The following is a 10,471-nucleotide window of genomic DNA, read 5'->3' on the forward strand; positions in this document are numbered from 1 at the left end:
TTCGTTCGATGTCCAACGTCCGCCAACGCCTTCGCGCCGCGCGCAACGTGCGGGCGCTCGTCGACCAGGAGGCGCTGACCCGCGAGCTGTCGGAGATCACCGTCAAGCATCGCGGCCAGTCGCTCGAGCGGCACACCGCTGTCGTCGCCCGGCTCAAGCTCGCGCTCGCCGAGGGACGCGAACAGGCGCGCGAATGGCTGAACGAGGACGGCGCCGGCACGGCTTGCGCCGAGCGCCTGTCGCGGCTGATGGACGGCTGCATCCGCGCGCTTTACGCCCATGTGACCACCGACCTCTATCCGCTCGCCAATCCCTCTTCGGGCGAGCGGCTCGCGGTGGTGGCTGTCGGCGGCTACGGCCGCGGCGCGATGGCGCCGGGCTCCGACGTCGATCTGCTGTTCCTCATGCCCTACAAGGCCACCGCCTGGGCCGAGAGCGTCGTCGAGGCGATGCTTTACGTGCTGTGGGACGTCGGGCTGAAGGTCGGCCACGCCCGCCGCTCGATCGACGAATGCGTGCGCCTGTCGCGGGCCGACATGACGATCCGCACCGCGGTGCTCGAATCTCGCTTCATCGTCGGCGACGAAGGGCTGTTCGAGGAGAAGGTCACGCGCTTCGACGCCGAAGTGATGGAGGGCACGGCGGCCGAATTCGCCACCGCCAAGCTCGCCGAGCGTGACGAGCGCCTGCAGAAGGGCGGCGGCGGCTCGCGCTATCTCGTCGAACCCAACGTCAAGGAGGGCAAGGGCGCGCTGCGCGACCTCAACACGCTCTTCTGGATCGGCAAATACGTCTACCGCGTCCGCGAGGTCTCGGACCTCGTCGAGGCAGGACTGTTCTCGGCCGCGGAGCTGCGCCTGTTCAAGAAGTGCGAGGATTTCCTCTGGGCGGTGCGCTGCCACCTGCACTTCATCACGGGCCGCGCAGAGGACCGGCTCTCCTTCGACCTGCAGCGCCAGATCGCGATCGCGCTCGGCTACACCGAGCATCCGGGCCTGCAGGACGTCGAGCGCTTCATGAAGCACTACTTCCTCGTGGCCAAGGACGTCGGCGACCTCACCGCGATCGTCTGCCATGCGCTCGAGGCGCGGCACCAGAAGAAGAAGCCGAAGCTCGACCGTTTCCTCACGCGCTTCCGCAAGTCGAACCGCCGGGCGGCCCCCGAGAGCGGCTCCTTCGTGATCGACGGCGACCGCCTGAACGTCCATGACGATCAGGTGTTCGTCCGCGATCCGGTCAACCTGATCCGCTTCTTCAAGATCATGGACGCGCACGAGATCCCGGGCCATCCGGCGGCCGCGCGCCTCATCACCAAGTCGCTGAAGCTGATCGACGCGAAGCTGCGCGAGGACAAGGAGGCCAACGAACTCTTCCTCGAGATCGTCAGCTCGCGCCGCTCTCCGGAAAAGATCCTGCGCCGCATGAACGAGACCGGCGTGCTCGGCCGCTTCATTCCGGACTTCGGCCGCATCGTCGCGATGATGCAGTTCAACATGTACCACCACTACACGGTGGACGAGCATCTCCTGCGCTCGATCGGCATCCTGTCGGAGATCGAGGCGGGCCGGGCCAGCGAAGAGCATCCGCTCGCCAACGAGCTGATGCCGACGGTCCGCGACCGCGTGGCGCTCTATGTCGCGCTGTTCCTGCACGACGTCGCCAAGGGCCGGCCCGAGGACCATTCGATCGCCGGCGCCAAGATCGCCCGCAAGCTCTGCCCGCGGCTCGGCCTGACGCCGGCGCAGACCGACACGGTCGCGTGGCTCATCGAGCAGCATCTCACCATGTCGATCGTCGCGCAGTCGCGCGACCTCTCGGACCGCCGCACCATCGAGGACTTCGCCAAGATCGTGCAGAGCCCCGAGCGGCTGAAGATGCTGCTCATCCTCACCATCGCCGACATCAAGGCCGTCGGTCCGGGCGTGTGGAACGGCTGGAAGGGCCAGCTGCTGCGCACGCTCTACTGGGAGACGGAGCTTGTGCTCACCGGCGGCCATTCGGCCGGCGACCGCCGCAACCTCGTCGAGCGCGTGAAGAGCGAACTTCGCGAGCGGCTCCGCGACTGGAGCGACGCCGAGTTCGCGACCTACGCCGAGCGCCACTACTCGCCCTATTGGCTCAAGACCGACCTCGACCGCGCCGAACGCCATGCGCGCTTCGCCGCCGCCGCCGTCGCGGAAGGCCGGACGCTGGCCACCGACATCTCGACCGACACCTTCCGCGGCGTGACGGAGGTCACGGTGCTCGCGCCCGACCACCCGAAGCTGCTGTCGATCATCGCAGGAGCCTGCGTCGCGGCCGGCTCCAACATCGTCGACGCCCACATCTCGACCACGACCGACGGTTTCGCGCTCGACACGATCTTCGTCGGCCGCGCCTTCACGGACGACGAGGACGAGCTGCGCCGCGCCCGTCGCGTCGCAGAGGCGATCGAGCAGTCGCTGAGGGGCGAGATCCGGCTGTTCGACATGGTGGCGAAGCGCCAGGAACAGGCGATCTCCAAGTCGAAATCGCGCGCCTTCGAGATCGAGCCCGAGGTCACGATCACCAACGCCTGGTCGGACCGCCATACGGTGATCGAAGTGGTCGGCCTCGACCGGCCGGGCCTGCTCTACGAGCTCACCGACGCGCTTTCGAAGCTCAACCTCAACATCGCCTCGGCGCATGTCGCGACCTTCGGCGAGCGCGCCGTCGACGTGTTCTACGTGACCGACCTCACGGGCGCGAAGATCTCCAACGCGAACCGCCAGACGGCGATCCGGGCGCGCATGACCGCGGCTTTCGAGACCGAAACGCGGAAAGCCAGGGATCGTGTCGCAAGTCGTTAACCGCCCCCCCTGATACCCTTACGCGCGCCGCTAGGTAGTAGTACTTAAAACGTCGAAGTGACTGGACTTGGGGGCTTTCCGGAAACACAACGCTTCCGGAAGCGGTCATGAGACTTTGGGGGGAATCCATGTCTTTCCGTATCATGTGCGCGGCGGCGGTCTTGACCCTCGTCGCGGCGCCTCTTGCGCATGCGCAGTCGGGCGAGACCACGTCGCTCAAGAACCGCGACGGCAAGTCCAAGGTCGACTACGCCAAGCCGCTGCCTCTGCCGACGAGCCCGACGGCGGCCGCGCCGCTCCTCGACCTGCTGCGTCAGGCCGAGAAGTCGCCAATCGTCGAGGAGGCCCACGCCGAAGACGGCCAGGCAGGCGACGGCGTGCGCTCGCTCGTCAAGCTTCCGAAGTCCAAGGTCAAGGCGGCCGCCGACGGCGCCCCGCCCGCGCCGGAGTTCGGCACGAGCGGCATGGTGTACAACACGGCTTACGAGCCCAACCCTGAGCGCGACCCGTCGCGGCGCGCCGGCAAGCTGTTCTTCAAGGACAACGGCGACCAGTTCGTCTGCTCCGCTTCGATGGTTCGCCGAGGCGTGCTTGTGACCGCGGCCCACTGCGTGAGCCAGTTCGGCGAGAACCGCTTCTTCTCCAACTTCAAATACGTGCCGGCCTATTCCGACGGCGCGGCGCCGTTCGGCGAGTGGGACTGGCACACGGTTATCGCGCCGACGAAGTACCTCAAGGGCACCGACCGCTGCGCCGTGCGCGGCATCGTCTGCGAGAGCGACGTCGCCGTGATCATTCTCGCGCCGCAGGGCTCGCGCTACGCGGGCGACGCGACCGGCTACTTCGGCTTCGCCGTCGGCGGCTTCAGCTACAACAACGCGGGCCAGGCGCAGATCACCCAGCTCGGCTATCCGGTCTCGCTCAACGGCGGCGAGGAGATGATCCGCACCGACGCCCAGGGCGTCATCGACCAGAGCCTCGCCAACAACACCGTCATGGGCTCCGGCCAGACCGGCGGCTCGAGCGGCGGCCCGTGGCTGGTGAACTTCGGACTTGGCGTGACGCCCGACAACACCAACCCGTTCGGCCGCGACCCGCAGCGCAACCGCGTGGTCGGCGTGACGAGCTGGGGCTACAACGACAACGGCCAGATGAAGCAGCAGGGCGCGTCGTTCTTCACCAAGAAGAACATCACCACGCTGGTCAAGGACGCCTGCAAGAAGGTCAAAGCCGCCTGCAAGTGACGCTTTGGCCGCTCGCCGGCCTGAAACGACCGCGCCCCGGACGCCCAAGCGTCCGGGGCGTTTTCGTTTCAGGGGCGCTGCTTCGGCATGCGGGCGTTGCGCCGGCGCCGCTGTCGCAGGTCCTCGGACGATGGTATAGAGGCGCGGCTTGAGCCGGTCCTGCGGGGGACGCCGGCCGCCGGGCGGTCGCTCCGCTCGCTTTGCGCCCGCGCCGCGGGTTCGCCGAGGAAAGTCCGAAGCTCGATGACCACGCACGCCGCTCCCGACCGCAATCTCGTCGCCCAGGCGCACAAGCTGTGCTCGGACCTGCTGACCGCGCGGCCGGCAATCTACTGGACCGACCTGATCCTCACCGCGCTCGTCGCCTATGCGGGCTTCGCCGGCGCCGTGCTGTTTCCCGAGCTCTGGATGCGGGCGATCGCCTTCGTGGTCTCGGCGCTCGCCTTCTATCGCGGGGTCTCGTTCATCCACGAGGTCAGTCACCTGCGCGCGCAGGACGTGCCGGGCTTCAAGGCCGGCTACAACGCCCTCATCGGCGTGCCGTTCCTCACCCCCTCGCTGATGTATGAGGGCGTCCACAACCTGCACCACGCCAAGACGCGCTACGGCACGGTGCAGGACCCCGAATACATGCCGCTCGGCCATGGGCGGATCTGGCAGGTGCCGCTGTTCGTGCTCGTGGCGGGACTCGCGCCGTTCGGCCTGCTGATCCGCTTCGGGATCCTGTCGCCGATCGCCGCAATCTTTCCGCCGTTCCGCCGCACGGTGGTGGAGCGGTTCTCCGCGCTCGCCATCAACCCGCTGTTCCGCCGCGAGATGCCGACAGGCTCGCAGCTGAAGCTCTGGCTCTGGCTCGAAAGCCTCTGCGCGCTCTGGGCCATGACGTTTCTGGCGCTCGTCTTCGCCGGCGTGATCACCGAGACCGTGTTCTGGACCGGGATCGGGCTCGGGGCCGCGGTCGGGCTCGTCAACCAGCTCCGCACGCTCGTCGCCCACCACTGGGAGAACGAGGGCGAGGAGATGACCCCGACCGAGCAGTTTCTCGACACCGTCAACGTGCCGCCGCCCGCCACGCTCCCGATGCTCTGGGCCCCGGTCGGCCTGCGCTACCACGCGCTGCATCACCTTCTGCCGCGCCTGCCCTACCACAATCTCGGGGCGGCCCACGCCCGCCTGATGGCCGAGTTGCCCGAGAGCGCCCGCTACGGCGAAGGCAGCGCCCGCGGCTTCTGGGAGGTGGTGGCGCGCCTCATCGGCTTCATCCGCAACCGCCGCTCCGCCAGCGAGACCAAGATCGCGCCGGCGGAGTAAGGCGACCCCAAACGAACCAATTGCGTGCTTCGAGACGCCTGCTACGCAGGCTCCTCAGCATGAGGGAGGTTTGTAGCTCCAGATAACTCCCCATCCCTCATGCTGAGGAGCGGCCGGCAGGCCGCGTCTCGAAGCACGCAGTTCCTTTTCCGCGGCTTTTTCGATCAAGGACTTCGCCGTCCTCCCCGCGCTCCTTGCCGCGGCGCAAAACCCCTGATACTCGCGGCGGCATGGCCGCTTCTCCCCAGAACAACATCCGCAACTTCTCGATCGTCGCCCACATCGACCACGGGAAGTCGACGCTCGCCGACCGGCTGATCCAGCTCACCGGCGGATTGCAGGCGCGCGAGATGACCGAGCAGGTGCTCGACTCGATGGACATCGAGAAGGAGCGCGGCATCACCATCAAGGCGCAGACCGTGCGCCTCACCTATCCGGCGCAGGACGGCAAGACCTACATCCTCAACCTGATGGATACGCCCGGCCACGTGGACTTCGCCTACGAGGTCTCGCGGAGCCTCGCGGCCTGCGAGGGCTCGCTGCTCGTCGTCGACGCCTCACAGGGCGTCGAGGCCCAGACGCTCGCCAACGTCTACCAGGCGCTCGATAACAACCACGATATCGTCCCGGTCCTCAACAAGATCGACCTGCCCGCGGCCGAGCCCGACCGCGTCAAGGAGCAGATCGAGGAGGTGATCGGCCTCGACGCCTCCGACGCCGTGCCGGTCTCGGCCAAGACCGGCATCGGCATCGACCTCGTTCTGGAAGCCATCGTCAACCGCCTGCCGCCGCCCAAGGGCGACCGCGAGGCGCCGCTGAAGGCGATGCTGGTCGACAGCTGGTACGACGTCTATCTCGGCGTCGTGGTGCTGGTGCGGATCGTCGACGGCGTCCTGAAGAAGGGCCAGCGCATCCGCCTGATGGGCACCAACGCCTCCTACGACGTCGACAAGGTGGGCGTGTTCACGCCGAAGATGACTGACGTCGAGAGCCTCGGGCCGGGCGAGATCGGCTTCCTCACCGGCTCGATCAAGGAGGTGGCCGACACCCGCGTCGGCGACACCATCACGGAAGAGAAGCGCCAGACCGCCGACATGCTGCCGGGCTTCAAGCCGGCGCAGCCGGTGGTGTTCTGCGGCCTCTTCCCGGTCGACGCCGCCGACTTCGAGGACCTGCGCTCGGCGATGGGGAAGCTGCGCCTCAACGACGCGAGCTTCACATTCGAGATGGAGACCTCGGCCGCTCTCGGCTTCGGCTTCCGCTGCGGCTTCCTCGGCCTTCTCCACCTCGAGATCATCCAGGAGCGGCTCGAGCGCGAGTTCAACCTCGATCTCATCGCGACCGCGCCGTCGGTCATCTACAAGATCCAGATGACCAACGGAGATGAGATCGAGCTCCACAATCCGGCCGACATGCCGGACGTGGTGAAGATTGAGGAGATCTCCGAGCCCTGGATCCGCGCCACGATCCTGACGCCCGACGAATATCTCGGCGCTGTTCTGAAGCTTTGCCAGGACCGGCGCGGCCTCCAGATCGACCTCAACTATGTCGGCAAGCGCGCCATGGTCGTCTATGACCTGCCGCTCAACGAGGTCGTGTTCGACTTCTACGACCGGCTGAAGTCGATCTCGAAGGGCTACGCTTCGTTCGACTACGCCATCACCGACTATCGAGTCGGCGACCTCGTGAAGATGTCGATCCTGGTCAACGCCGAACCCGTCGACGCGCTCTCGATGCTCGTCCACCGCACCCGCGCGGAAGCCCGCGGCCGGGCGATGTGCGAGAAGCTGAAAGAGTTGATCCCGCCGCACCTCTTCGTCATCCCGGTGCAGGCGGCGCTCGGCGGCAAGATCATCGCGCGCGAGACCATCCGGGCGCTCCGCAAGGACGTGACGGCGAAGTGCTACGGCGGCGACGCCAGCCGCAAGCGCAAGCTGCTCGACAAGCAGAAGGCGGGCAAGAAGAAGCTCCGCCAGTTCGGCCGCGTGGAGATCCCCCAGGAGGCGTTCATCGCCGCCCTGAAGATGGACGAGTGAGGCCCGGCGCCCGTCAGGCCGCCTTGCCCCGCTTCTGGAGACGCGACGCCTCGGCGACGACGCAGCGGTCGCGGCCCATCGCCTTGGCGAGGTAGAGCGCCCCGTCGGCGGCCTTCAGCATGTCGTCGAGATCCATTCCGGTCCGGAACGTCGCGAGGCCGAAGCTCGCGGTGACGCCGAACGTCGTCGTCTCGGTCTCGAACGTCTCGGCGGCGATCGAGCGCCGCAACGCGTTGGCGACCTTGAGGGCCGCGGGCTCGTCGACATGGGGAAGCAGAACCGCGAACTCCTCGCCGCCGAGCCGGCCAACGGCGTCGGACCGCCGAAGCCGCCGCATGCTGGCGGAGACCGAGCGCTGCAGCACCGCGTCGCCGACGGCGTGCCCGTGGGTGTCGTTGACGGACTTGAAGCGGTCGAGGTCGAAGGTGAGCACAGAGAGCGGATGGCCGTGCCGCGCCGCAAGCCCCATGGCCCGCTCAGCCTCCTCTCGGAACGCCCGCCGCGACAGCGCGCCCGTCAGCGCGTCGACATTGGCGATCTGGCGCAGGTTCATCTCGGCGACGACGAGCTCGGCGAGGTCGACGAGAATCTCGCGCTCCTGAGGATTGAACCGGCGCGGCGTGCGGTCGAGCACGCAGAACGCGCCGAGCGCATGCCCCTCGGGCGTGATCAGCGGCGCGCCGGCGTAGAAGCGCAGATAGGGCTCGCCCGTCACGAAGGCGTTGTTGGCGAACATCGGGTCTTTGGCCGCGTCCTCGACCACGAGCGGCTCGGCGCGCTGGATCGTGACGTTGCAGAAGGCCGGTTCGCGCGGCGTCTCCTCGACGGCGACGCCGATGCGCGACTTGAACCACTGCCGGCGCGCGTCCAGCAGGCTGATGGTGACCATCGAGGTCCGGAAGATCTTCTGGGCGAGCCGCGTGATGCGGTCGAAGCGCTCTTCGGGTGGCGTGTCGATGATGTCGTAGCGCATCAGCGCGGCCAGGCGCTGCAACTCCGCCACGCCCGGCGCCGGCGCGTCGCAAACCGCTCCTGTCGGATGGTCCGGCAGTTTCGGGTTCATTCGCAGTCCTCGGCCTTTCCTTCGACGAGACGGACGGTCCCATACCGGCCTTTACGAAGGCTTTCGGCGCGCCTTCAAATCGCCGGGCGCGCCGAGGCCGAGGGTCAGGCGGTCGCGGAGCGCCTGCGCGTCCTTCAGCTCGCATTCCCAGATCGTCATGACGGTCCAGCCGAGGTCCCCGAGCTCGCCGCGCACGCGGGCGTCGCGCGCGACGTTGCGGGCGATCTTGGCGCGCCAGTAGTCGGCGTTGGTCTTGGGAGCCCGCGCCCCGCGCGGACAGTCATGGCCGTGCCAGAAGCAGCCATGGACGAAGACTGCGGTCTTGAAGCGCGGAAAGACGAGGTCGGGGCTGCCCGGCAGGTCCTTGCGATAGAGGCGGAAGCGATAGCCGAGCGCGTGGGCGGCGCGGCGCACCTTCATCTCGGGCTTGGTGTCGCGGCCCTTGACCGCGCGCATCACGGCCGAGCGCGCGGGATCGGTCACGCCCGTCAGCCGGCGAGCCGCGCGGCCGCCGCGCGCCCGAGCAGCGGCTCGAACAGTTCCTTGGCGAGGAACCGCACCACCGGGACCGCGACGCCGTCGCCGGCGAGCCGGTAGGCCTCGTTGTAGCGGGCGGGGAGCTCGTAGGCGTCGTCGAGGCCCATCAGCCGGGCGGCCTCGCGCCCTGACAAGAGGCGCGAGCGGATGCGACCGCCCTCGACCTCGACGATCTCCTGCCGGCTGGAGCCGCCGGCGGGCGTGCGCAGGCACCCGGCGAGTCCGTCGAACCGGACCTCGGCGCGCTGGACCTTGCCGCCCTGCCCGTCCGGCCGGATGCGGCGGTAGACTGCGCCGACATGGCGGCGGCCGGTGGCGGCGAAAGCCTCAAGCCGCGCCCGGTGCAGCGGGGCCATCAGCGAGACCAGCCGCTCGGTCTCGGCGTCGGCGCGCCAGGCGACGTCGGCCGGCTCGCGCTCGATGACGGCATCGAGCGGGGGAACGTTCACGCGGGGGGCTGGAAGGCTCCACCAGAGAGCGTCGTCGCGCGCGGGGCCGTCGAGCGCCTCATGGGCTGCGAGAAGCGCGCGGGGGCTCCATCGCGGCTGCGGGTGGGAGGCGAGCAAGGTCGCGGGGATCTCGACGTCCCGGTCCACCGCCACGATGAAGAGACGCGGCCGGGACTGCGGCACGAACAGCGCCGCGTCGACCACCAGCGCGCCGAAGCGGTAGCCGGCCTCCGACAGCGCGTCGCAGATCGCGGAGAAATCGCGCCCGCCGCGTGAGGTGAGCGCGCCGCAGACGTTCTCGAGCGCAAGCAGTCTTGGAGCCCGCCCCTCTGTTCGGAGCGCTCGGACCGCGCCCATAAAACCCCAGAACGCGCCGGAGCGCCGGGCCGAGAGGCCGGCCTTGGCGCCGGCGAGCGACAGGTCCTGGCAGGGAAACGAGCCCCAGGCGAGGTCGGCGCGGCCGGGAAGCTGCGCGGCCGCGACCTCGTGGACGTCGCCGACCCAAAGCTCTTCGCCGCCGAAATTGGCGCGATAGGCGCGGGCCTTCGCCGGCGATATGTCATTGGCGAAGGCGCAGGTCCATGAGGACCCGAGCCCCGCCCGCACCATGCCGCCGCCGGCGAAGAACTCGTAGAAGGAGAACCGCGTCATGGGTTTCTCTGGGGAGCGTCGGGGTCGTTCGCCCAAGAGGCGCCGGCGCGCAGATCTCAGCTTTCCTTGGTGTCGTCCTCGACGGTCGCCTCGGGGGCGTTCTTCTTGATCGACTCGATCGCCTTCATGGCGGAGGCCTTGGCCTTGTAGCCTTCCGAGCCGAACATCTTCTCGCCGTTGGAGGCGATGAAACGGAAACGGAATTCGCCGGCCTTGTCCTTGTAGACTTCGAACTTGTACGCCATCGCCTCGTCCTCGCCTTCCTGACCGATCTTGGCCTCGCGGGTCTGTCCGCGAGGCGTCGCGTCGGCAGGCTAAGTCGAATGACATGCAAGCGCCAAGCGGAACGGCG

At 68.2% G+C, this 10,471-nt stretch carries 8 protein-coding genes; 4 read left to right on the top strand and 4 right to left on the bottom strand.

What is annotated here, in order from left to right; translation table 11 throughout:
* The first annotated feature begins 8 nt into the window (after window positions 1–8).
* The 4 genes from ACFOWB_RS00755 (at window position 9) to lepA (ending at window position 7,419) form a co-directional block, all read left to right on the top strand.
* Entirely contained in the window at window positions 9–2,828 is a 2,820-nt protein-coding gene (locus ACFOWB_RS00755; RefSeq protein WP_261401769.1) for a [protein-PII] uridylyltransferase, read from the top strand.
* A gap of 128 nt (window positions 2,829–2,956) precedes the next feature.
* On the top strand, window positions 2,957–4,072 hold the full coding sequence (locus ACFOWB_RS00760; RefSeq protein WP_378145138.1) for a trypsin-like serine peptidase: 1,116 nt from the start codon (window positions 2,957–2,959) through the stop codon (window positions 4,070–4,072).
* A 243-nt stretch (window positions 4,073–4,315) separates the two neighbouring features.
* Window positions 4,316–5,383 (top strand): fatty acid desaturase family protein, encoded by a 1,068-nt coding sequence (locus tag ACFOWB_RS00765; protein ID WP_378145140.1) that lies wholly within the window; start codon window positions 4,316–4,318, stop codon window positions 5,381–5,383.
* A gap of 230 nt (window positions 5,384–5,613) precedes the next feature.
* A complete protein-coding gene (lepA, locus tag ACFOWB_RS00770) occupies window positions 5,614–7,419 on the top strand; it encodes a translation elongation factor 4 (protein WP_261401766.1) in 1,806 nt (601 codons plus the stop codon).
* Window positions 7,420–7,432: 13 nt separating this feature from the next.
* Here lepA and ACFOWB_RS00775 read toward each other — a convergent pair whose 3' ends face one another.
* The 4 genes from ACFOWB_RS00775 to ACFOWB_RS00790 are packed head-to-tail and all read right to left on the bottom strand — an operon-like array spanning window position 7,433 to window position 10,364.
* The gene (locus tag ACFOWB_RS00775) at window positions 7,433–8,482 is read right to left on the bottom strand and encodes a sensor domain-containing diguanylate cyclase (protein WP_261401765.1); all 1,050 of its coding nucleotides are present in this window, start codon (window positions 8,480–8,482) and stop codon (window positions 7,433–7,435) included.
* Window positions 8,483–8,533: 51 nt separating this feature from the next.
* Complete coding sequence (locus tag ACFOWB_RS00780; protein WP_261401764.1) at window positions 8,534–8,965, bottom strand: very short patch repair endonuclease; 432 nt, start codon at window positions 8,963–8,965, stop codon at window positions 8,534–8,536.
* A gap of 5 nt (window positions 8,966–8,970) precedes the next feature.
* The gene (locus ACFOWB_RS00785) at window positions 8,971–10,119 is read right to left on the bottom strand and encodes a DNA cytosine methyltransferase (RefSeq protein WP_261401763.1); all 1,149 of its coding nucleotides are present in this window, start codon (window positions 10,117–10,119) and stop codon (window positions 8,971–8,973) included.
* 56 nt (window positions 10,120–10,175) lie between these two features.
* Window positions 10,176–10,364: a YegP family protein gene (locus ACFOWB_RS00790; protein WP_261401762.1), complete on the bottom strand. Its 189-nt coding sequence runs from the start codon at window positions 10,362–10,364 to the stop codon at window positions 10,176–10,178.
* Window positions 10,365–10,471: the final 107 nt, after the last annotated feature.

Source organism: Chenggangzhangella methanolivorans (genome assembly GCF_042648545.1).
In the GTDB taxonomy this organism is placed as follows: Bacteria; Pseudomonadota; Alphaproteobacteria; order Rhizobiales; family Methylopilaceae; genus Methylopila; species Methylopila methanolivorans.

Coding starts and splice junctions, on each gene's coding strand:
- ACFOWB_RS00755 (WP_261401769.1), top strand. CDS start 9: ATGTCCAACGTCCGCCAACGCCTTCGCGCCGCGCGCAACGTGCGGGCG.
- ACFOWB_RS00760 (WP_378145138.1), top strand. CDS start 2,957: ATGTCTTTCCGTATCATGTGCGCGGCGGCGGTCTTGACCCTCGTCGCG.
- ACFOWB_RS00765 (WP_378145140.1), top strand. CDS start 4,316: ATGACCACGCACGCCGCTCCCGACCGCAATCTCGTCGCCCAGGCGCAC.
- lepA (WP_261401766.1), top strand. CDS start 5,614: ATGGCCGCTTCTCCCCAGAACAACATCCGCAACTTCTCGATCGTCGCC.
- ACFOWB_RS00775 (WP_261401765.1), bottom strand. CDS start 8,482: ATGAACCCGAAACTGCCGGACCATCCGACAGGAGCGGTTTGCGACGCG.
- ACFOWB_RS00785 (WP_261401763.1), bottom strand. CDS start 10,119: ATGACGCGGTTCTCCTTCTACGAGTTCTTCGCCGGCGGCGGCATGGTG.
- ACFOWB_RS00790 (WP_261401762.1), bottom strand. CDS start 10,364: ATGGCGTACAAGTTCGAAGTCTACAAGGACAAGGCCGGCGAATTCCGT.